The 23,407-nt window shown below is 40.1% G+C and carries 19 protein-coding genes and 1 riboswitch; of the genes, 12 read left to right on the forward strand and 7 right to left on the reverse strand.

Features of this window, described 5'->3' with window-relative positions:
- Positions 1 to 451 precede the first annotated feature (451 nt).
- The 4 genes from H4J65_RS01940 to H4J65_RS01955 all read left to right on the forward strand — a co-directional run bounded on the left by H4J65_RS01940 (position 452) and on the right by H4J65_RS01955 (position 3,283).
- Positions 452 to 1,411, forward strand: coding sequence for an integron integrase (locus H4J65_RS01940; protein ID WP_182194768.1), 960 nt, complete (start codon positions 452 to 454; stop codon positions 1,409 to 1,411).
- Positions 1,412 to 1,879: 468 nt separating this feature from the next.
- Entirely contained in the window at positions 1,880 to 2,170 is a 291-nt protein-coding gene (locus H4J65_RS01945; protein ID WP_182182901.1) for a DUF3817 domain-containing protein, read from the forward strand.
- 156 nt (positions 2,171 to 2,326) lie between these two features.
- Positions 2,327 to 2,740 (forward strand): MAPEG family protein, encoded by a 414-nt coding sequence (locus tag H4J65_RS01950; protein WP_310649901.1) that lies wholly within the window; start codon positions 2,327 to 2,329, stop codon positions 2,738 to 2,740.
- A 105-nt stretch (positions 2,741 to 2,845) separates the two neighbouring features.
- Entirely contained in the window at positions 2,846 to 3,283 is a 438-nt protein-coding gene (locus H4J65_RS01955; RefSeq protein WP_182194772.1) for an acyltransferase, read from the forward strand.
- 288 nt (positions 3,284 to 3,571) lie between these two features.
- On the opposite strand, the gene H4J65_RS01960 is transcribed toward H4J65_RS01955, so the two are convergent.
- From H4J65_RS01960 to H4J65_RS01985, 6 genes are all read right to left on the reverse strand, one after another.
- The gene (locus tag H4J65_RS01960) at positions 3,572 to 3,739 is read right to left on the reverse strand and encodes a DUF2897 family protein (protein WP_182135663.1); all 168 of its coding nucleotides are present in this window, start codon (positions 3,737 to 3,739) and stop codon (positions 3,572 to 3,574) included.
- A gap of 257 nt (positions 3,740 to 3,996) precedes the next feature.
- Positions 3,997 to 4,890, reverse strand: a complete 894-nt coding sequence (locus H4J65_RS01965; RefSeq protein ID WP_182194775.1) for a cobalamin-binding protein — start codon at positions 4,888 to 4,890, stop codon at positions 3,997 to 3,999.
- A gap of 36 nt (positions 4,891 to 4,926) precedes the next feature.
- On the reverse strand, positions 4,927 to 5,532 hold the full coding sequence (gene cobO, locus H4J65_RS01970) for a cob(I)yrinic acid a,c-diamide adenosyltransferase (protein ID WP_182194778.1): 606 nt from the start codon (positions 5,530 to 5,532) through the stop codon (positions 4,927 to 4,929).
- A 5-nt stretch (positions 5,533 to 5,537) separates the two neighbouring features.
- Entirely contained in the window at positions 5,538 to 6,539 is a 1,002-nt protein-coding gene (locus tag H4J65_RS01975; RefSeq protein ID WP_310649904.1) for an iron ABC transporter permease, read from the reverse strand.
- Between the two features lie 2 nt (positions 6,540 to 6,541).
- Positions 6,542 to 7,429 (reverse strand): ABC transporter ATP-binding protein, encoded by an 888-nt coding sequence (locus H4J65_RS01980; protein ID WP_182194781.1) that lies wholly within the window; start codon positions 7,427 to 7,429, stop codon positions 6,542 to 6,544.
- 201 nt (positions 7,430 to 7,630) lie between these two features.
- A riboswitch (cobalamin riboswitch) is annotated at positions 7,631 to 7,773 on the reverse strand.
- Between the two features lie 190 nt (positions 7,774 to 7,963).
- Positions 7,964 to 10,030: a M13 family metallopeptidase gene (locus tag H4J65_RS01985; protein ID WP_182194785.1), complete on the reverse strand. Its 2,067-nt coding sequence runs from the start codon at positions 10,028 to 10,030 to the stop codon at positions 7,964 to 7,966.
- 653 nt (positions 10,031 to 10,683) lie between these two features.
- Between H4J65_RS01985 and H4J65_RS01990 the strand changes: the two genes are divergently transcribed.
- From H4J65_RS01990 to lolE, 7 genes are all read left to right on the forward strand, one after another.
- Complete coding sequence (locus H4J65_RS01990; RefSeq protein ID WP_182194789.1) at positions 10,684 to 11,742, forward strand: efflux RND transporter periplasmic adaptor subunit; 1,059 nt, start codon at positions 10,684 to 10,686, stop codon at positions 11,740 to 11,742.
- Complete coding sequence (locus H4J65_RS01995) at positions 11,742 to 14,849, forward strand: efflux RND transporter permease subunit (protein WP_182194792.1); 3,108 nt, start codon at positions 11,742 to 11,744, stop codon at positions 14,847 to 14,849. Before H4J65_RS01990 ends, H4J65_RS01995 begins: the two co-directional genes overlap by 1 nt.
- Positions 14,850 to 15,216: 367 nt before the next feature.
- Positions 15,217 to 15,828 (forward strand): glutathione S-transferase family protein, encoded by a 612-nt coding sequence (locus H4J65_RS02000; RefSeq protein WP_182194795.1) that lies wholly within the window; start codon positions 15,217 to 15,219, stop codon positions 15,826 to 15,828.
- 410 nt (positions 15,829 to 16,238) lie between these two features.
- Positions 16,239 to 16,406: a hypothetical protein gene (locus H4J65_RS02005; RefSeq protein WP_182135709.1), complete on the forward strand. Its 168-nt coding sequence runs from the start codon at positions 16,239 to 16,241 to the stop codon at positions 16,404 to 16,406.
- Between the two features lie 469 nt (positions 16,407 to 16,875).
- Entirely contained in the window at positions 16,876 to 18,096 is a 1,221-nt protein-coding gene (locus tag H4J65_RS02010) for a lipoprotein-releasing ABC transporter permease subunit (RefSeq protein WP_182194798.1), read from the forward strand.
- Positions 18,089 to 18,943, forward strand: a complete 855-nt coding sequence (gene lolD / locus H4J65_RS02015; RefSeq protein WP_259367472.1) for a lipoprotein-releasing ABC transporter ATP-binding protein LolD — start codon at positions 18,089 to 18,091, stop codon at positions 18,941 to 18,943. The genes H4J65_RS02010 and lolD overlap by 8 nt, the downstream gene beginning before the upstream one ends.
- Positions 18,944 to 20,209, forward strand: coding sequence for a lipoprotein-releasing ABC transporter permease subunit LolE (gene lolE, locus H4J65_RS02020; protein ID WP_182194801.1), 1,266 nt, complete (start codon positions 18,944 to 18,946; stop codon positions 20,207 to 20,209). It abuts the gene before it with no gap.
- Positions 20,210 to 20,285: 76 nt separating this feature from the next.
- Here lolE and H4J65_RS02025 read toward each other — a convergent pair whose 3' ends face one another.
- Positions 20,286 to 20,801 carry a DUF2062 domain-containing protein gene (locus tag H4J65_RS02025; protein WP_182135673.1) on the reverse strand — a complete coding sequence of 172 codons (516 nt, stop codon included), beginning with the start codon at positions 20,799 to 20,801 and terminating at the stop codon, positions 20,286 to 20,288.
- A 46-nt stretch (positions 20,802 to 20,847) separates the two neighbouring features.
- Between H4J65_RS02025 and H4J65_RS02030 the strand changes: the two genes are divergently transcribed.
- Positions 20,848 to 23,376, forward strand: a complete 2,529-nt coding sequence (locus H4J65_RS02030) for a DNA internalization-related competence protein ComEC/Rec2 (protein ID WP_182194805.1) — start codon at positions 20,848 to 20,850, stop codon at positions 23,374 to 23,376.
- The last annotated feature ends 31 nt before the right edge of the window (positions 23,377 to 23,407 follow it).

Consider the following 23,407-nt stretch of genomic DNA (forward strand, 5'->3'; position numbering starts at 1 on the left):
GGCAAAAAGGAAGGTAGATTGAACGGCACTTCCATTGCCAAACCAAAGAATTGAACCAAACGCAAAACTATGCGATTTGCACTAAACGATAAATAAAATCATTCGATTTAGTGCGGACAACTAACAGCTTATTATGGAGACTTCTCAGTAATGTCCGTTCCATAATTTTTATTAATTATCACTTAATATTCCACAATTTCAATAAATTAGAAAGATTAATTTAACCAAAACTTATTGTGTTCGGATATTACTGAGAAGTCTCAGTAATATCCTGTTAACACAAAAAAATAAAACACGTTTGTATTCAGCAAGATAACTTGAAATTTTAATGATGTATCAGGGTTTTGGTCATTTACTGAGACTTCTCAGTAATATCCATTTGATAAAATATTTGATCTTTATTTAATTGAAACCTATAACTGTATATAAATACAGCTATAGGTTGGTAATAATGTCTACATCGCCTTTTCTTGAAAGTATCCGTAATATCCTTCGTACAAAACATTACAGTATCCAAACTGAAAAAACGTATTTGCTTTGGATTAAACGCTTCATTCTTTTTAACCAAAAGCGACACCCCAAAGATATGGGAGAGCAAGAAGTAAGTAATTATCTCACTTACTTAGCTGTTGATAGGCAAGTAACGTCTTCAACCCAAAACTTAGCACTATGCTCAATTGTTTTCATGTACAAGCATGTATTCAAAAGAGAACTAACCCTCTTATCTGATACGGTCAGGGCTAAAGCGCCAACTAGGGTGCCAATGGTATTATCAAATCAAGAGGCTACTGCGATTATCAAAGAGTTAAAGCCCCCGTACCACCTAATGTTCAGCCTGTTATACGGGTGTGGATTAAGAAAAGCGGAACTATTGAGATTGCGTATAAAAGATATCGATTTTGACGGTAATTCAATTTACGTTTTTAGGGGGAAAGGGGCTAAAGACAGAATGACCTTATTGCCTAAAATACTCATAGAGCCACTCAAGACTCAAATAGACAAAGTCGAAGACTTGCATAGTAAAGATTTAGCTGAAGGAGAAGGTAAAACGAGTTTGCCTTCAGGATTATCACGCAAATACCCAAAAGCAATTACTCAGTTTAAGTGGCAATACTTATTTCCCTCAACCGTGAGATGTAAGCATCCAACGGATGGTTATTTTTGTCGTCATCACTTACATTGGACCTCATTAACCAAAGCTCTGAGATCTGCCGTAGTGAAAACTGAAATAAGAAAGCATGTCACAGCACATACTTTCAGACACAGTTTTGCGACTCAGTTGCTGTTAAATGGAGCTGATATTAGAACGGTACAAGAATTACTTGGCCATAATGATTTGAAGACTACTCAAATCTATACTCATGTGATTGGCCAGCATTCATCAGGGACTCTTAGCCCCATTGATAGATGACTTAACCATTAGAAAAAGTATCTCTTTTTTTATTTTGCGGATGTCCTCAGTTAGCATTAACTATTTGATGACGAATGACCGCTGTGGTGGCATTTTTGCCAGTCAGATTATTCGATTAATTGGTAATACTTATAGTCAAATTAATGCGTTTTTATATCTGTGGAGAACGTCCGCTATCGTATCAAAGTGAACATAAAACAGGGTGATTTTAATCTATTATTTAGGTCAGCAGTGTGGCATTTAGCGACATTTCAGTGATATTATCTAAAGAATGATTTTGTAAGTAAAAACGCTACACATGTGCTTCAAATAAAGCATAAACCCTAGGCTTAATTTACTTAATCCTTTGATTTTATTTGCAAGTCATTAACAGGGCGTCATGTGCTAAACGTGTATAAGCCGTAAGCCTGAACATTTAATTTTTTATGTTTAGGTCAATGATAAAATTAGAACTAAACAGGTTGTGTCATGCTCAAATATTTCAGAATTATCAGTGTTGTTGAGGGTTTGTCATTCTTAGCTATTTTATGCGTTACGCTTGGTGTAATAAGCAGAGAGTTCGTTTCTTATCTTGGCATGTTTCATGGTGTTTTATTCATGCTTTACATTGCGCTATCATTTGTTGTAGCCAAGAAAGAAGGTTGGTCTTTTCTATCTTGGATAGCATTGTTTTTAGCTTCTATTGTTCCGTTTGCTTTTATTATTGTCGAACTGTTCTTGCGAAAAGAATCCACGAAACAAGCATTGTCCGTAGCATAATTTAGTCAATGCGTGTCATACCTCATGCCAAGAATGCACATAACAACTTTAAACGGAACAAAAACAGTTGGCTAGGTTCCGCTTCGCAACACATTTTAGCCAACTGTTTTTGTCCGCTTAAGTGGGCGTTGGTTTTTTATTCATAGGTGAGTTCCCGTGGAAGTTTATTTGTTATATCCAATGTTTTTAATGGTGGTTTTAACTTTTGTTGTTGGTTTTCTAACGGTAAAATCTCGATTTTCAAGTGTGAAAAATGGTGATGTAAGTGCTAAATATTATCGGTTAATGGGTGGGCAAAACGTTCCTGAGATAATTACAAAAACGACTCGAAATTTTAATAATCAATTTGAAATACCGACTTTGTTTTATGTCGTATGTACTTTGTATATTAGCTTTGGTATCGAAAGTTTTCTTGCTTTAGTTTTTGCTTGGTTATTTACTATTTTGCGCATCGTACATTCATATATCCATATAACTTACAATCATGTAATGCATCGCATGCTCACATTTTTTGCGGCATTTATTTGCGTTATGGTTCTTTGGGTAAACTTGTTGCTCCAAAAAATATAAGCCATTCAAGCAGGACAAATAACAGTTGGTTATTTGCTCTTTCGTCGCCTATTTTAGCCAATAATTATTTGCCTCTTAATAGGGGCGTAGGCATACAAGGTCAGCATGCATAGAGCTATTACATTATCAGAGTACGTTAAAAAGCGTAATGGCGTAGTTCTTGGCTCATCTGGATCAATGACTAATATGCTCAAGCGTTCGTTAGGTGCGAGTTCGTTCTATTTATTTTGGCAATATTGGAATCCAATATGGGGTTACTATCTTTCTTGCAAGATAATGAAGCCACTGAGCGATCTGCTTCCTATATGGTTAGCAATTATTATGACTTTCGCTGTTAGTGGTGCATTACATGATTTAGCGATAACTTTGGTAAAATGGGAGTTAACGGTTTTTTTTACACCATGGTTTTCCTTAATGAGTTTAATAGTTTTAACGACAAAGAAACTTGGTATTTCATACAGTGATTATCATTGGCTGGTTCGAGCATTTATAAACATATCACTCATAACAGCATGTTTATTTTTAACTCGTCAGTATGCCTAAGAAGCTAATAAATAAGGATAAAAATCAGTTGGCTGCTTTCGTTCCTCGATATTTCGGCCAACAATTTTTAGCCAGTTATTTGGGCGTTATCGATACAAAATTTAATCCAGGTAAGCTAAACGGTGTCGAAGCCTAATGTCGCGAATGTGGCATAAGTGCTCGACGAGGTTAAGTCTAGCAAACACAAGATGTAGTGGTCGGTTGGGTTAAGTGGATAGCCCTTAAAAATTGGCATCTATTTAATTTAAGCGCTATTAAGGTTAAGCATCAAGGCTATGAATTTAGCGCTTATTCCTGCTCTTGATCTTTTTTAAGTTGTTCTGCCTTTCGGCTATCTACTTTTTTTTGTTGTTCGTCTGAGAGCTCAAATTTACTGGCTGATTGCTTGATCAATAAGATACCGGCGATAACAGAGCCAACAGCAACAACAAGAATTAACATGCTGGTAAAAGTCATATTTATATCCTTTGAAATAAAATTTATGGGTAAGAAACTTGTTTGCTATCTATCTTTTTAGTCTAAAAAAAAGACAGGTAGCGATACAGAATAATAGCATGTAATTTATGAATATGCTTGCAACACGCCAGCAAGATCACTTGTTTTAAACGGGTTTAATAAAGTCAGTTTAACCCGTATTTATAGCCAACATTTACCACAACATTTAGAATAAGTATCTAGCATAAGTATTTAGAATAATTAGCTAGCACTAGATACTATCCACTTGTCATGCGCTGATAGTAGGCTCGGCTTTTGTCTGCTTGCTGACATAAATCGGTCAGGGCGTGTAAACTGCGCGTGCTCATTCGATGCACAACATCAGCATCAAGGATGATTATTTGTTGATGTTTAATTGCCGACAATATCGGCCATTGCTGCCAATCATAACTATCATTACCCGCTTGCTTTTTTGATAAGGGTTGAATAATAACATCAACATTTGTTTGCAGTATTTGTTCAATATTTACTTGTGGATATTGGACTTTTGCTGCCACAAATGGATTACTAATGCTGCAAGCGTCTAAAAACTGTTGCGGCCAACTCCCTTTGGCAATGGTGGTTAAGGGTCTAGACCAGACCTCATAAAAACCGGTGAGTGCTTTTTTATCACCATATTGCTTTTTGATATTGGCTAAATCGGATAAAAACTTAGCCGCAACACCTTCAGCTTGTGCGCTGTGACCTGACAGTTTCCCAAACAAGCGTAGCTCTTTAGCGACATCTTCAAAGCTATTAGGCTGCGAGTAAACCACACGAAAGCCCAGTTGCTTAATACGGGCTAAATCATCACTTGGGTTACCACTTCTCCAAGCGATAACTAAGTCTGGTTGTAATTCAATGACCCGTTCTAATTGAATACGTAAAGCGCTGCCAATTCTGGGTATTTTCTTTGCCGCTAGCGGATAATCAGCGTGATCAGTCGTCGCAATGATTTGGTCACCGGCGCCAATATCAAACAACATCTCAACAATGTGTGGTGATAATGCAATGATGCGAGGTTTAGGCGCATCAATAACCGTGGCCTGATCAATACTTTTACTTGTGGCTTGTGTGCTCGCAACATAAGCAAAGCCCAGTAATATAATCCCTATGTATTGGCTGAATTTCATGACTATTCCATTTGTGTTTTATGACAGCAATATTGGCTACCAATCAATACCTTTTTGTGCTTTTATGCCGTTATCAAACGCATGCTTAAGCGGCTGAACTTCACTGACGGTATCGGCAAGTTCAATGATACTGCGATGACATGCACGGCCAGTGATAATAACATGCTGTTTAGCGGGGCGATTAACGATAGCTTCAATCACTTCATCTAAATCTAAATATTTGAATGACAGCATGTAGGTTAATTCATCAAGTAAAACCACGTCGACACTTTCATCTTTTAGTAAGCGTTTTGCTTCTTCCCATACTCTGACGGCAGCGGCAATGTCTTTTGACTTGTCTTGGGTGTCCCAAGTGAAACCGGTCGCCATGACATGAAACTCAACGCCATTGTTTTCTAATAAATTACGTTCACCACAGGCCCAATCGCCTTTAATAAATTGTAATGCCGCCGCTTTATAGCCATGCCCAACCGCGCGGGCTAGCGTGCCAAAGCCTGATGTTGATTTACCCTTACCATTACCTGTGATAACAATAAGTAAACCGCGCTCTTCTTGAGCGGAATCAATGCGGGCATCAACTTTTTCTTTAAGGCGTTGCATACGAGCTTGATGATTTTGAGTTTTATCTGTATCTGTTGTCATGTGATTTATCCTGTTTTACGTGTGCGATACATGATCGCTAAAAAGAAAATACTGCCAATGGCTGAAGTAATGATGCCAATGGGGATTTCGACATTACTCAGCAAACTGCGCGCGGCAACATCAACCCAAACTAAAAAGCATCCGCCAACCAAGGCGGAGCCAATAATTAACGGCATGGTGGTAACGCCAACCAGTTGCCTAACAATATGTGGGATCATCAGGCCAACAAAACCAATACCACCGCAATAAGCTACGATGGCGGCGGTCACTGCTGCACATAAAGCTAATAGAATTAAACGCAGTTTGTTAACGTTAACGCCAAGGCTTGCCGCACTTTCATCGCCCAGTAACAGGGCATCTATTTGTCGGTGTAAGGCAAAAATAGTCAGTAAAGTGAGTAATACCATGGCACTGATCAAATAAAAGTGGAACATTTCAACGCGCGTTAAACTGCCCATTAACCAAAAAATAACGCGGCTGGTGGCAAAAGGGTCACCAAGGTAAAGAATAAAGTGGCTAATAGAGCCAAGCATGAACGACACCGCAATACCGGTTAATAATAAATGGTTCATATTACGCAGTAGGGTCGCGATACCAAAGACAATGACCACAGAAAATAATGCCCCAAGAAATGCCGCCAATGGCAAGGCTAGCGCTTGTTGGTCACTGAGCACTAAAGTGGCGATGGTAGCACCTAAGCCTGCGCCAGAAATAATGCCAAATAAATAAGGATCGGCCAGTGGGTTACGAGTTACATTTTGCAGTATTGCCCCCGCACAAGCTAAACCCATGCCGGCCACTAAACCCACCAAAACACGTGGAATGCGTATTTGCCAAATCACCATGTCGTGCATAGTGGAGGCGCATTGATTAACCACACATTGAAATATATCTAGGCTAGTAATGCTTGCTGGCCCAAAGGTTATCGACATAATAATGGAGAATAAGGTAAAAGCAATAAGGGCTGAAAATACCCAGACATTTTTACCTTTGCGGTTGCCAAGAATACTCACGAGTGTTGACCTTTACTAGTTGACCCAGTTGACCCAGTTGACCCAGTTGACTCAGTTGACTCAGTTGACTCAGTTGAGTTCATTGCCCCAGTTGGTTTAACCGCCGAAGTATCATCAGCAGGATAGAAATAAACTCTAGGTACGCCACAATGTTGTGCGTCATCTCGATAACAGGGTAAACCAAAAACTTTGGTTAATAGCTCAGGCTTTAGCACTTGATCAACACTATTGTCGCTGACTAAGTTGCCTTTATCTAATAGCAACAAACGATTACAGTAATGTGCGGCTAAATTGAGATCATGTATGGTCATAATAACGGTAATATTTAACGCTTTCACGAGTTGTAATATTTGATGTTGGTAGAAAATATCTAAGTGATTAGTGGGTTCATCTAATACCAAGATTTTTGCTTTTTGTACTAGGGCTTTAGCAATTAATACCCGTTGTTGTTCGCCGCCAGATAAGGTGTTAAAAAATTTTGCTTGGCTGCTAGCTAACCCCACTTTTTCTAACGCGAGTATAATGTCTTTTTTATCGACATCATTATCACGAGCAAAGAGGCTTTTATAGGGCAGTAGGCCCATTCTAACCACATCATAAACGTTTAAATCAAATATGGGCGGCGAGTTCTGTACCACTAAAGCAAATGTTTGTGCTAATTCATGTGGTTTGTAGTCGCTGATTTTTTTATTTTTTAGCTTAATGCCGCCTTGCCAATTTTTGTATTGGTTTAGTATGCACTTAAGGAGTGAGGTTTTGCCGGCACCATTAGGCCCGATAATGCCAATAATATCGCCGCGGGCAACATCAAATGAAATATTATTAAGAATACTTTGTTTATCAACAGCCCAAGATACTGACTCAACACTGAGTAATTTTGCCATTAAAGCCAGCCTAGCTTAGTGCTAATCACGTTTGGCATGTGTTGGATAATAACTAAGGAGTATATTTTCATTGCGGCCTAGAGGTTAATTCAAAAGCTTATGTTGAATAATAAAACTAACTACCGCGCAGAAAATAGGATACGAATGCCTTAAAGACAGTGTAACTTACGTGTATTCCCGCACGGTGTTAACATGATTAGCTTGGTACAATAGGTTGATACTAGGTGTCCTGACTTATAACTTTTATTAAAAGCTATTTACAGTTGCGGGTACAGTCACGGAATTTAACCGTGTTCCCTATCAATTAGCCAAGACAATAACAAAACATCTGGCTAAAGGTATCGATTATTAGGCATGAGATTTTACGGCTTAGTATGCTGCTTTACAATAAAAACCGTCATTTGACGCGCTATAAGCGGCGTAAAAAAAAGGAGCTAATGCTCCTTTTTTATTTTGTCACTGTATTTTGACAATTTGTTTTAAGCGTTAATTAGACCTAAGGTGATTTTTCTTATGTCATCAGTAAAGCCAATATTACCAAATTTTAACGCGCTTCTCAGGAGCGATATACATAGCGTCACCTGCTTTAACGTCAAAGGCGCTATAAAACTCAGGCATATTTGATAATGCCCCTAGTGCACGGAACTCACCTGGCGAATGTGGGTCTGTTGCTACGCGATTTCTTAATGATTTTTCAACCATTTTTCCACGCCATATTTGTGCAAAGCCCATAAAGAAGCGTTGGTCGCCGGTTAAGCCGTCGATCACTGGGGCTTCTTTGCCATTTAATGAAGCTTTATAAGCTTTATAAGCGATAGTAACTCCGGATAAATCACCAATGTTTTCGCCTAAGGTTAGCTCGCCATTAACGTTTAAGTCATCAAATACCTCATAGTCGCCATACTGTGCCACTAAGTTATCCGCGCGCATGGTAAAGGCCGCTAAATCTTCATCAGTCCACCAGTTACGCATGTTGCCTTCACTGTCGTATTTGCTGCCTTGGTCGTCAAAGCCGTGGCCCATTTCATGACCAATAACGGCGCCAATGCCACCGTAGTTTACCGCATCGTCTGCCGCTAAATTAAAAAATGGCGGCTGTAAAATAGCCGCTGGAAAGACAATTTCGTTTTTAGTTGGGTTGTAATAAGCATTAACGGTTTGAGGTGTCATCGCCCATTCTTGTCGGTCAATTGGACCACCAAGCTTAGCCAGTTCTTTTTGGTGAGCAAGCGTACCAGAGCGTATTGTATTGCCGACTAAATCGTCACTTTTAATGCTTAGTGCGGTGTAATCTTCCCACTTATCTGGGTAGCCTATTTTAGGATCAAAGCTGGCGAGTTTTATACGTGCTGATTTTTTAGTCGCCTCTGACATCCAATCTAGTTCGTCTATGCTTGCGCCGTAAGCATCACGTAAATTTTCAACCAGTTCTGTCATACGGGTTTTAGCTTCAGGCTTAAAGTGACGGCCAACATAAACTTTACCAATAACTTCACCTAAATTGTCATTAACTACGGCAACACCACGTTTCCACAGTGGGCGCTGTTCTTCACGACCACTTAACTGTTTTGAATAAAAATAAAAGTTTTCATTGGTTAACTCGGCGGTAAGTGAGCTGGAAAAATTACTCAGAGTGTGAAAAGTGAGGTAAGTCTGCCAATCAGTTAAGGATGTTGCCGCGAATGTTTCACCAAAACCTTTAATAAATGAAGGTTGGTTAATGATGATATCTTTCTGCGTGGCTACACCTTGTGCAGCAAGGTAGGCGGTCCAGTTGAAAGCATCTGTTATTGTGTTTAAATCGGCAACATTAAATTTGTTATAACGCTTAGTACTGTCTCGAGATTCAACTTTGGTCCAATGAAAACCGGCTAACTTAGTTTCAAGCGCCATAATGGTTTGAGCGGCGGCCTTACCGTTTTTTAAACCCGCTAAATCGAATATGCTTTCAATGTGAGCAAGGTAACCTGCGCGTAATGCTGCAAAACGTTTGGCTTCATTAAAGTAGTAGTCTCTGTCCGGTAAACCTAAACCACTTTGCCATATATGTGTGGCATATCGTGTGGAGTCTTTTGCATCAACACTGATATAAAAAGCGAGCGGGCTACCGACACCAATCTTTTGATTTTCACCAAAGAAAGTGGCAAGTTCATTTTTATCTTTCAAGCCATTAATGTCATCAAATATTGTTTGTACTGGCGCTGTGCCTGCAGTGTTACGGCTATCTAGATCCATGAATGAACGGAATAAGTCAGCCACTTTTTGCTCATCACTGCCCATTTTTAGATTTTTAGTCGCGGCTAATTCTTCGATAATCGCTTTTACGTTGTCGTCAGCTTCATCACGTAAGTCATAAAATGAGCCAATGGCGGTTTTGTCACCCGGAATTTCGTGAGTGTTTAACCATGCGCCGTTAACGTAGCGGTAGAAGTTGTCTTGTGGACGAACAGACAAGTCCATAGTGGCTTTATCAATACCCGATGCCAAAGCCGTTTTTTGCATAACCGGTACTTCAGTCGTGTTTTTTGTGCTGGTATTATCATTACAAGCTGCAATGAATAGTAAAGAGCTGCAAACAGCAGTTGTTATTATTTTCTTCATTCAATACTCACCATTTATTTAGTAGACTAACTTTTATTTTAAGTAAGAATATATTAAAGGCTATCACGCTGATTTACTAGGATAATAAAATATTGGCTACAAATTATTAACTTATCTTTGTATGTTAAAGTTTACCCACCAGAAAATATGTAGATGTTTTCTGGTTAAGGTATTAATAACCATTTTTGCTATTTACCTTTTACTGCTGAGCTTTGTAATTTTTTTTCATGGTTTAGTTAAAAATTATGCCGTTAACTTGTCTGTTAAAAGCAGAAATTTAAAAAATTCTGCAACAGCCTAAGTAGAAAAATTACAATAGCTCGCTTATGATGAGTGAGTGTTGTTATGCTAAGCGCCTATTTAACAGTAATGTGGTTGAACTTAATGGCTATTTATAACCCGCGAACGAAATATTTGCTGCGAGTCGTCAGGGTAATATAGATCAGATTGACTTAAGCAAGCTATGTGCTCAGACCTTACTTGGGTTAATGGACAAAGTTTAATGAGCTTTAAATAACCCTAGTGGCTTAAGTTGTCATCATTCAGTTACATTTTTACCTTTTACCCTTTACTGTTTACCGTCAGCTTTATTGATCCGAGTACTGTCTATGTTCGTACTCTAACCTCTTGAAGATAATTGAGAAATATATTCTATGCGAAATCGTTTATTTTATCTGGTCGCCTTACTTGTTATGAGTAGCCAAACTTTTGCCCAGTCTTGGGGGGATAAAGACACTAATAAAAAAACGGTGATAGTTGAAAAACTCATTTATCAAACTCAAAAAAATAGTTTAGAAGCCGTGGGCACCGCGGAAGCCGTTAAATCTGTTACCCTCTTTCCTGCGGTCAATGAAAGGGTGGTTGCGGTTAATTTTGAGCCTGGTCAGCGAGTTAAGAAATCACAAGTATTGATGATGTTATATAGCGAACGTCAGTCGGTTACCTTGGAAAGAGCCAAAATTGAGTTCAAAGATGCGGCGAGAAAAAATCTCCTGTTAGTAGAAAGTATTAAAAAAGGTGCGGCATCACAAAGTGAGTTAGATGATTCTATCACCACACTCGAGTTGGCAAACGTAGCGGTTAAAGAAGCGAAAATAGCCTTAGAAGAGCGTATTATACGAGCTCCCTTTGCTGGTGTGTTAGGCCTAACTGACATCCAAGTAGGTGACAGAGTTAACCTTCAAAGTGTGATCACTACCATAGACGATCGTGGGTCATTATTTATCAATTTCACCGCACCAGAAATAGCCTTGGCTTTGTTGTCGCAACAACCCCAAGTGCAGCTAGTACCTTGGCAAAATCGTTTAGTGACTATTGAGGCAAGTATCGCCCAAGTTGACTCACGCATTAACGAGCAAGATAGAACTATTCGCGTCAGAGCGCTGCTCGATAATAGCCAAGACACTTACCGACCCGGTATGAGCTTTCGCGTTAACTTAACCGTGCCAGGGCAAGATTATATTGCTGTGCCTGAAGCCGCTTTGTTATGGAGTGCCACGGGGGCTTATGTTTGGCAAATGGTTGATGAAAAAGCGGCACGAGTTAATGTGAAAATTCGTGAACGTTTACGGGGCACTATTTTAGTCGAAGGTGAATTTAACCTAACCGAGCCTTTGGTGGTAGAAGGCGTGCAGCAATTACGTCAAGGACAAGCATTAAAAGCACAGAACACTTTTAATGAGTATGTTGTAAAAGAGGTTGAGGGCGAATAATGAAATTACCGTCTATGCCGCAATTAAATGATTTACCTTCCTTAGCTATTCGCCGGCCAGTATTGGTTATGGTGCTTAATTTACTGATCATTTTAGCAGGATTTGCCGCGATAAATGATTTGGAAATAAGAGAATTACCAGATGTTGACCGGCCCATGGTGACCGTGTCGGCCAGTTATCCTGGTGGCTCGCCAGAAACCGTAGACAGTGAAGTAACCAGCAGAATAGAAGGTGCGGTTGCGCGAGTCAGTGGCGTTAAATCTATTCGAGCCTCAAGTGAAGAGGGCTCCTCTCGTATTCGGGTTGAGTTTAGGCCAGGCACAAATCTTGAAGACGCGGCCAATGAAACCAGAGAGTCGGTCAGCAGAGTGCAGCGAAATTTACCTGACGAAGTGGAAAGACTGGCCATTATCAAAGCAGATAGTGACGCTCAAGCGGTAGTCAGTTTAGCGATTAGCAGCGACACCTTAGATATGGAAACACTCACCGAGCGGGTTGAGGTTGATTTAGCGCCTTTGTTTTTAAGCATTCCTGGCGTCGCTGACGTGTCTTTAAATGGTGAAAGACAAAGGGTAATGCGGGTTTCAGTGGATGCATTGAGACTGACCAGTTTTAACTTATCTATGTCAGATGTCGCCGCCGCCTTACGTTTAGCCCCTTTTGACGTACCAGCCGGTAGTGTTAAATCAGCAGATCAAGAGCTTATTGTTCGGGCCAGTGCTAACTCAGTTAGCCCTGAAGATATTGAACGTATTGTCGTGTCGGGTAATACGCGTATTGGCGACGTGGCGAGTGTTTATTTTGGACCGGCTGACTCAAGAAGTATTGTCAGGTTAGATGGCATGCCGGTGGTCGGTTTAGGTATCGTGCGTCAGGCGCGTTCTAATACCATAGAGATCTCTGACGAAGTGTTAGCTATGGTGAAAAATCTTGATAAGCGCTTTACGGATCTTAATATTGTTGTCACCTCTGATGATGCTGAGTTTATTCGAGGCTCTGTAGATGAAGTAATTTTATCGCTAAGTTTAACGGTATTATTAGTGATAGGCACACTGTGGTTATTTTTAGGCTCCTTTCGTGCCACCTTAGTGCCAGCTCTGTCTATTCCCGTGTCGCTCATTGGCGCATTAGTGATCATGTGGGTACTGGGCTTTTCGATTAATATTCTGACTTTGTTAGCCTTAGTCTTAGGTACCGGCTTAATCGTCGACGATGCTATTGTGGTATCAGAGAATATTCAACGCAGAAGAGCAGAAGGATTAGGCTCTAGAGCTGCAGCTGTACTAGGTACTAGAGAAGTGTTTTTTGCGGTTGTGGCAACGACTGCGGTATTGGCTGCGGTGTTTATTCCGATCGCTTTTTTACCGTCAACAGCGGGACGCTTATTCAGAGAATTTGGTGGCGTGTTAGCGGGGGCCGTTATCATATCTTCATTCGTCGCCTTAAGTTTGGTACCTGCACTAACAGCAAAGCTACCCGTTAAAAATAAAAAAAATGTACTGTTCGATCGCACGTTAGGTGCCTTCGGTACTTGGGTTTTAACTAAATATAAAGCCTTATTAAGCCTAGCGCTGGGTTATGCATGGGTAACCTTATTAATTTCGGTCATTGCTGCTGCGTCAGCCGCTGCGCTGTATAACGAAATTGAAAATAAATTATTACCCTCAGAAGATCGAGGTTCAGTGCGTATTTTTGCTCGAGGCCCAGATGGGGCCGGCTTAAACTATATGGACAGACAAGCACGGAAAATGGAAGAAATATTATTACCCTACGTGCAAGATGAAGATGTTAATTCCATTTACACCGTGGTGGGTCGTTGGGATCCTAATATTGTTTTTATAACTGTACCATTAGAACACTGGGATAATAGAAGTAAATCACAGCAAGAAATTATTAGCGAAATGAGCCCTCAATTGCAGGCCATTCCGGGCGCTCCAGCTCGAGCTTTTGGCTCAAATAGTTTAAACCTTAGAGGGCAAGGCGGTGGCTTAGAATTAGCACTAACGGGTGATACTTACGAACGCATCTTTGAAGCGGCGCAAGCCTTTAGCAAGATTGTTGAAGAAAAACTACCTGAGTTAGGTCGCCCCAGAATTGGTTATCAGCCAACTCAACCACAATTGAAAATTAATATTGATCGGCGCAGAGCCGAAGAGCTAGGTGTGCCTTTTAATGATATCTCTAGCACTTTGCGTGCGGCTATCAATGGTGATGATATAACCGATTTAAATATTGGTGATCAGGCCGTGCCATTAATTTTACAATCTAGCGGGCGCTCGACCAGTAATCCTTCCGATTTAACTAATTTGTTTGTTAAATCTCGCGATGGCAATTTGGTGCCATTATCCAGTCTTGCCTACATATCAGAAGAAGGTGTTGCTGCCGAGTTAGAAAGGCAGGCACAAAGGCGGGCAATCGAAATTGACCTAGAACTACCGGATGAAATATCTATGGCTGATGTGGTTGAGCAATTGCGTGATATTGGCAACGACAACTTACCGCCTGGCATAGGTTTAGTGTTTTTGGGTGAAGCCTTGACGTTTGAAGAAACGTCTAATCAAATTGCCATGACTTACCTGTTCGCCTTTCTGATCGTGTTGTTGGTATTAGCCGCTCAATTTGAAAGTATTAATAGTGCGATCATCGTGATGATCACCGTACCCTTTGGCATAGCGTCAGCTATCTTCGCGCTTTACTTAACGGGTACATCTATTAATATTTACTCACAAATTGGCTTGGTGATGCTAATTGGATTGATTGCCAAGAACTCCATTTTATTAGTCGAGTTTGCTGATCAATTAAGAGATCAAGGTAAAACGGTTAAAGCCGCCATCATTATGGCAGCCGAAGTTCGTTTTAGACCTATTATGATGACCTTGATATCAACCATACTAGGGGGGTTACCGCTTATTTTATCAACCGGAGCCGGTGCCGAGTCACGTAATTCAATTGGTTGGGTGGTATTTGGTGGTTTGGGTATAGCGGTGGTATTCACCTTATTACTGACGCCTGTTTTATATCAGCTTATTGCACCTTTTACTAAACCTAGAGCCGATGAAAGTGATCAACTCGAAGCTGAATTGCTTGAGGCAGAGCAAAAAGGCTAAGGTGCGCCATTAGCACCCAATGAACCTTGTTCCCGATTTGGGGAAAGGTTCATTGGGTGAAAATGTTAAAAATTTTTGGCATTTTTGGGGTGTTTAGCATTTTTAGCATTTTTAGATAAGCACTTAGCGTCTTGAAAATACATTGCAGGTGACTACTGTTCTATTGGCGATATTATCGCGCTTATCAAAATAGACTTTAATCGAGTTAATAATATTCGAATAGCAGAGCAGTAAAAATCTAACCTGCGGATACGCTAACGTTTGTGCAAGACCATCAGCAAAAGCCTAGGATATGATAATAGTTATCATGGTTGAATAGATAATTGTTATCATAAGTGGTGTAGATAATTTATTAAAGGCAATGTCCATGAAAATATATGAAGCAGCAACAGCACCAAATGCAAGGCGTGTAAGAATATTTTTACATGAGAAAAACATTACCGGCATCGAGTTTGTTCAAATGGACATTCTACGCGGTGATAACTTAACTGAAGCGTTCAAACAGAAAAACCCATTGGCTAAAATACCCATTTTAGAATTAGATGACGGCACTGTGATTAGTGAAAGTGTTGCCATTTGCCGATATTTTGAAGAGATAAATGCAGAACATCCATTAATGGGTTCAAGTCCGCTTGAAAAAGCCATAATAGAGCAATGGCAACGTCGTATGGAATTATCTTTATTAATGCCAACGGGCATGTGCTTTCAACATACCAGTGGTTACTTTAAAGACCGAATGAACGTTGTTCCCGGTTGGGGCAAAGAATGTGGTGAAAATGTGAAAAAGTTTTTGGTATTTTTAGACCAACACTTAGCGTCTTCAGAATACATCGCAGGTGATAGCTTTTCTATTGCCGATATTACAGCGCTCATCTCAATAGACTTTAATCGAGTGAACAACATTCGAATAGCAGACGAACAAAAAAATCTAAAACGCTGGTACGCTGAAGTTTCTTCAAGACCATCAGCAAAAGCTTAAGGTGTTATAATAGTTATCATGGATGGCATAGCTAAACTGCATAAATGAACCGCATAGATAACCCTGACAGATTTTTTACTAGCCGTGGTCGATAGCGGGCAGCCATATTAACTCGTTGGTGATGATGTAAAGTTTAGTCATTGAGTCTCTTTACATCGTTTACCATCAGTATAAAAAACAATAGGCTGGCCGGTGAGCAAACTTAAGCTTAAAGCATCGACTCATTGCAATACACTTACTGACTCTTTAGTTGAGTTCAGCTAAGGTTAGGTTAATAAAGTTGAAGTCTGTCTGCTTAGACTTCATAATTTTCATAGTCCTAATTTGTGCTACAACGGGTTAGGGGCGGGCAAGAGAAAATCAAAAGTAAATTGATTGATACTCAGTGTAAATAAATAGGACTAACAAAAGTGATATTAAAAAGAATGTGTTTTCTGTTTTTTAGTTTAATGGTGTTAAGCCTACCCAGCTGTGTGGTAGTGACTACCGCTGTAGGTGTAACAACCACTGTCGTTGGCGGCGCTATTGATGTTGTTGATGCCGTAACGCCAGATATTATCGACGATGACGACGACTGAAGTTAGGCGATAATGTTGATTTTAATATTTTACTCGAAAGTTTTACTCGACAAATTTCATTCGAAAAATTTTATTTGGCAACCATAGCCAGTGTTTAGTACTAGCGCTTTAGTTTTATTATTGCAACATTGGTGATTGTGACTGGTTACAAAAAGTAAGTCACAACAGGACAAAGCAGAACATTTTTTATGATGTTAATTCTGTTGAGTGCAATTTCATGAGTATTAGGTATGTTTGGTCTATCCATGTATTTAGGTATTTAAGTATTCATGTAGTTAACTTGGGCAGAAGTATGCCGGTGAATAGTCCAAAACTAGCTAAATTTAATGAGTTAGCACTAATTTACCGACACAGCTTAATAAAATGTATAAAAGTGAATAAAGTCTGAAGATATATATTGATGAGCTGTGCTATGATTTTAGGCTCAATAATCTTGGTGCTATTAGCATTATCAATAAAGAAAGAGTTCATGTTTCAACCAGTTAGTGTTTACATCGGCTTAAGGTATAGTCGCAGTAGTAATGGCAAAGGTTTTGTCTCCTTTATCACATTTTTCTCTATTATCGGTATTGTGCTCGGTGTTGCCTCTTTAATTACCGTTGTGTCTGTTATGGATGGTTTAGAGCGAGAGCAAAAACGTCGGGTACTAGGTTTAGTGCCGCATGTGTTAATGTCCCCCCAACAAACTCATATCAATAATTGGCGCGATTTACAGCGCGATATTCTCGCCTTGCCTGACGTTACCCAAGTAACGCCGTTTCAGCAAAGTGAAGCGTTAATTCAGTCTAAAACAGCACTGCAAGGGGTTTTAGTGCATGGCATTATGCCTGAATTTGAACAACACAATATTATCAATAGCGCCATGGAATATGGCCAATTAGCCAGTTTAGACACCACGTCGTTTAGCCTAGTTTTAGGCCAAACGTTAGCGCGAAAATTAAAGGTTAACTTAGGCGATGTTGTACGTTTAACCTTACCGAACAAAACCTTATTTACCCCCATGGGACGCGTGCCTGTGCAGCGTACATTTAGTATTGTGGGCATTTTTAATGTTGGCTCTCAAGTTGATGAGGCGATGGTCTTTATTGCCATCAAAGATGGCGCAAAACTGCATCGACAAAAAGGTGATGGTGTTAATCAGTTAAGGTTGTACCTAGATGATGCTTTTAAAGCCCCGCGGGTCATTTCACAGTTATCGTTAAAATATCCGGATTTTAACTTTGTCAGCTGGCAAGAGAGCCAGGGGGCTTTATTTGCTGCGGTCAGCATGGAAAAAAATATGATGTGGCTCATGCTGAGTTTAATTGTTGCTGTTGCGGCTTTTAATATTGTCTCAGCGTTAGTGATGGTGGTTATTGATAAGCAAGGTGAAATTAGCATCTTACAAACCCTGGGTTTAGACCGAAGTGGTATTGTGAGAATTTTTATTACGCAAGGCTTAACCAATGGTATTTTGGGCGTTATTTTGGGCGTTACACTTGGGGTGATATTAACGCTGAATTTAAATCATTTGTTTAGCTTACTCGGGGTTAATTTATTAGGCGCAGGGCAAAAATTACCTATTGCACTTGATGTGGTCAATATTTTAGTGATTGTTGCTTCTGCACTCGTCATGAGCTTTTTAGCGACCCTTTATCCGGCCTATCGTGCTGCGCAAACTCAGCCAGCAGAGGTACTCAGAAATGAGTAGCCTAATGCTTAATGACATGAACAATAAAATGAAGAGCAAAATGAACAGTGATTTGGAACATAATATCAACCAAAGTAGCGATGAAAGTGGCGATAGAAGTAGCGATGAAAATGCGGTAACACCTAGGCTTCCTTTAGGCTTAGAATGCCGCCAGTTAAGTAAATCTTATCAACAAGGCCCGGTAACCACAGCCGTATTATCCAAGCTTGATTTGGCCATTGAAGCCGGAGAGTTAGTGGCGATTGTTGGCCGTTCTGGCTGCGGAAAAAGTACCTTTTTGCACTTAGCTGGCGCGTTAGACACGCCAAGTGCAGGCGAGGTGTATATTAATGGGGTTAATATTCATCAATTGTCTGAAAAGCAACGGGCAAAATTTCGTAATCAACATATTGGTTTTATTTATCAGTTTCATCATTTAATGATGGAATTTACGGCTGAAGAAAATGTCGCCATGCCCTTGTTGATACGTGGTGATAAGCCCAAAGCTGCTATGGCTCAGGCTAAAGCTATGCTAGAACAAGTGGGGTTAACTCATCGCAGTCATCATCGACCTTCTGAGCTTTCGGGGGGCGAGCGTCAACGTGTTGCCATTGCTCGCGCATTAGTGACCAAGCCGTCACTTGTCTTAGCCGATGAGCCAACGGGTAATTTAGATTTTGATACCGCGGAACAAATTTTTCAGTTGTTGCAGGAGTTAAACCGGACCGTAAATACCAGCTTTGTCATTGTTACCCATGATTTAACCTTGGCGGCAAAAATGGATCGTCAACTGCTTTTAGATCACGGACACCTAAAACCGCTTGAAGTTAATAGCGATAGTCGTATGAAAAAAAATGAGGGCGCTTAGGTGCTAAAACCGTTAAGTGTTTTTATTGGCTTACGTTATGTGCGTAGCCGCCATAGCAAAGGGTTTTCGTCATTTATATCGGCGTCCTCAACTATTGGTATTGCCATTGGTGTGATGGTGCTGATTGTTGTGCTTTCAGCCATGAATGGTTTTGAACGGGCTTTGGCGACACATTTATTGTCAATTGTACCTCATGCTGAAGTGGTAGCGGTCAACTCACCTATTACGCAATGGCCAAAAAGCGTGGCGCGTATTGAACAAAATCCCCATGTGATTGCCGCTGCTCCATTTGTTAAAACCCAGGGTATGATGCAAAAGTCTGCAGCACTTAAAGGTGTTGAAATACGCGGTGTAGACGTGATGTTAGAGCCGCAGGTTTCGGCTATTTCGCGTTATATGATCGCTGGCAAGTGGCAAGACCTAATACTTGAAAATGGCGTTATTATTGGCGCTGGCATTGCTCGTAAGCTTTCGGTGCAAGTGGGCGACAAGGTTCAGTTATTACTACCCCCAGCTAATTTGAACAACCAAAAAAACAGTAAATCACAGCAATTTCCTGTGCCCATGACGCAACAGGCCATTATCGTAGGGGTGTTCAAATTTGGTGGCACGATAGATGACACACAGGTTTTTATTAACTTAGCGAAAGCGAGTGAATTACTGGGTTATCAAGCGGATGAAGTGCAGGGCATTCGCCTAAAGGTTGATGATGTTTTTGCCGCGCCACAAATTGTTCGTGAGGTGGCTTATGATTTTGATTTTTATGTTTACATGCTGGACTGGACCCGCAGCCATGGTCATTTATTTAATGATATTCAGTTGGTACGTTTAGTGATGTTTATTGTTTTAGTGCTGGTGATTGCCGTGGCCAGTTTTAACATAGTGTCGACCTTAATTATGGCGGTAAATGAGAAGAAGTCAGACATTGCCATATTAAAAACCATGGGGGCAAAATCAAGCACTATTATGGCCAGCTTTATGTTTCAAGGATTAATGAATGGCATTGTCGGTTGCTTACTGGGTGCTAGCTTAGGGATTTTAATCTCGTTGAATTTAACTGATATTATCCGTGCTATAGAAGCGGCCTTATCGGTAGAGTTTTTATCTTCAGAGGTATATTTTATTGATTTTTTACCAACGTTATTACGCCAACAAGATGTTATTAACACCGTTGTTACGGCCTTAATGATGAGTTTTTTAGCGACCATTTATCCGGCATGGCGGGCGACCAAAGTAGAGCCGGCACAAGTGTTAGGGCAAGCGTAAACCTTAAGTTAAAGATAAAGTAATAAGATAAAAAAATCAGACATAGCGTCTGATTTTTTTATGATGAATGGTTAGCTTAGCCTCTTCGTGCTTTGCGTTTTTTCCACTCTTTTGCGACTGAAAAGCGCCAGATGATATTTATAGTTAAATAACCTAAGAGAGCAAAAACAGCCGCAAGTACACCACAGCCGACAATAAAGGCGGGCCCAATAGTTGAAACACTATCAATTAGCCACTGCCAATTTGCTTCAAAAGTGAAGTTTCTTGTTGGTACATCGACAATCCAGGTGCCAACAACATAACAAAAATAAAAAATTGCCGGCATAGTCAAAGGGTTAGTGATCCAAACAAGGGTAATAGATAAAGGTAGATTTGCATGTACTATAATGGCAAAGCCTGCCGCTAAAACCATTTGAAATGGCACGGGCATAAAGGCAAAAAATAAGCCGACAGCAAATGCTTTACTCACCGAACGGCGGTTCAAGTGCCACAAATTAGCGTTATGTAGTAAAGCACCAAACATTTTTAAATGTTTGTTATCTTTTATTTTTTGGTGATCAGGCATAAAGCGTTGAATTATTTTTTTGGGCATAAATTACTTTACTTAACGTTACTTGGCTAAATGGAAACTAATCACTATGGAATGGTGGCTACTCACATTTTTTTTCAGCGCTATTTTGTCATTATTTATACCTATAGTGCCAGAGTTTTCTTTACTGCTCATTATATTATTGGTTTCATTAATATTTATCTTTATAGGTAAATTTCGCTTTATGGCTATTGCGCTATTCGCCGTTGTTTGGATTTTAATTGCTGGCAGCCAATATCAATATACCTTAGCGAAAAATAACATCAAGCTTGATCAGTTACATAAAAAAGTTCATCTAATTCAAGGTGAAGTGAGTAATATTGTTCATATAAAATCTGGTAGTAGTCGTTTTAACTTTTTAGTTAGCCATTGGCAAGGTCGAAAGATTAATGAAAAATTTAAGGTTCGCTTAACTTGGAAGGCGCCAGACAAACCTCTGCTGCAGGGACAAAAGTGGCAATTAGCGGTAAAACTTAAACCTGCGCATGGCTTGGCTAATATCGGTGGCTTTAATTACCAAGTCTGGCTGCGGCAACAACAAATAGTCGCCACTGGCTATGTTAAAACCAAAACAAAAACTAAAACCGAAACTAAAACCGAAATACAGACTAAAAAGCAAAATATTTTATTGCATCAGCAAATTAGCTGGCGTCAATATTTGTATCAAAAATTATCTGTTGTGTTAGCTGATAAACCCCTGGGGGCGCTAATTTTAGCTTTGGGTTTTGGTGAGCGGGGAGAGTTAACGCGCGAGCATTGGCGAGTGCTTTCTGCAACGGCAACTCAGCACCTTATTGCGATTTCTGGCTTGCATATCGGCATAGTAGCTTTTGCAAGCTTGATTTTTATACGCACGGTTATTCGTTTATTGCCCTTGAGTTCTCTGTTGTCGACGCCTTGGCAACTGAAACTGATGCAAATAAACTTAAGCTATGCTCCGATTCTGTGTAGTGGTGTTATGGCATGGTATTACGCCTATCTGGCGGGTTTTTCTATTCCTACCTTACGTGCTTTGGTGATGTTGTTATTGTTTTGGTCACTTAAAATGATGCACTTAAAGGTAACACTGTTACCTTGGTTATTACTGGCCGTTTTAATTATTTTACTGGTTTGGCCGCTTAGCTTACTCAGTGCGAGTTTTTGGTTATCCATATCAGCACTGGTCATTATTTTTTCGACATTTTCACGTTTTTCCATGCGCACGATAGCACCAGTCTTAACGAGAGATAAAATATCATTATTAACACTTGAACCCTTGCCTGAAACTAGGCTTAAAAAGCAATGGCATGGCGTTAAAACGCGGGTGTTACTTTGGCTTAAAACCTTGCTTTTTATGCAACTAGCACTGACGATAGCTATGTTGCCCATAGCCGCATCGCTAAACTATCAACTACCGTTAGCCGCTTTTTTTGCCAATATAGTCGCTGTACCTTTGATGAGTGTGACGGTTATTCCTTTAACGCTGCTGGCGGTTATTGCTTTGCCATTTAGTCTTTGGTTAGGACATTTTTTTACTGATTTAGCCTTACTCAGTTTGTCATATGTTTGGCAATGGTTGCTTTATTTGGCTAGCGCAGAGTGGGCAGTTTTTGCTATTTCATATCAGCAAATACAAGCCATGATGGTGTTTTTTGTCATTATTGCATTGGCGGTGTTTTTTCGACTCACTAAGGCTAAGTTTATTGCCGCGCTGAGTTTATTTATAACGGCGGTTGGTATCGATTTTTTTAGTGCTGAACAGCAGCAAGAGTGGCGTTTGTCAGTGCTTGATGTGGGTCATGGTCTTGCCGTTGTTATTGAAAAAAATCATCATGTTTTTCTCTACGATACTGGTGCCAGTTATCCCAGTGGTTTTAATATGGCTGATGCGGCTATATTACCCTATTTAAAGCATCAAGGTTATCAAGCGATTGATGGAGTGATCATCAGCCATAACGACAATGATCATGCTGGAGGCTTACGTCACTTACGCGCTAAAATGGCTATTAAGCGTGTTATTGCTAACGATCTAGCGTTAAAACCTGACCGCCATTGTATCTCGGGACAGCGCTTTACTTGGCAAGGCTTGGTTTTTGAAGTGCTGTCGCCAATGCAGGCTGATGGTGATAAAAATGATGACTCGTGCGTAGTAACCATTAGTGATGGCTTTCATCGTGTGTTATTACCGGGCGATATTTCGATAAAACAAGAAAAACGGCTATTAAATGTTGCGGGCATGGCTAAGAAACTCAGCAGTGACATTTTGATTGCTCCGCACCATGGCTCCAAATCATCGTCTAGTCGTGGTTTTTTAACGGCGGTTATGCCACGTTATGTAGTATTTAGTACCGGTTATTTAAACCGTTGGCAGATGCCATCTGATGAAATAATGGGCCGATATAACAGTTTTGATATTACGACTTTTAATACCGTCGATGAAGGGATGGTGACCTTTAAGTTTAGTCAAACCACGGGTGGTGCAAATATTGACCCTAGTGCTAATGATAATAAAGGCAATATTGCAGATACTGTTATTGATGCTAGCGTTGAAGTGATAAGTTACCGAGACGATATTCGGCCTTATTGGTTTGTAAATTGATCACTTTATTCAGCTATTTCTACGCTAATGA

Origin of the sequence: Colwellia sp. MB02u-9 (assembly GCF_014077085.1) — a bacterium.
Classification (GTDB): Bacteria; Pseudomonadota; Gammaproteobacteria; order Enterobacterales; family Alteromonadaceae; genus Cognaticolwellia.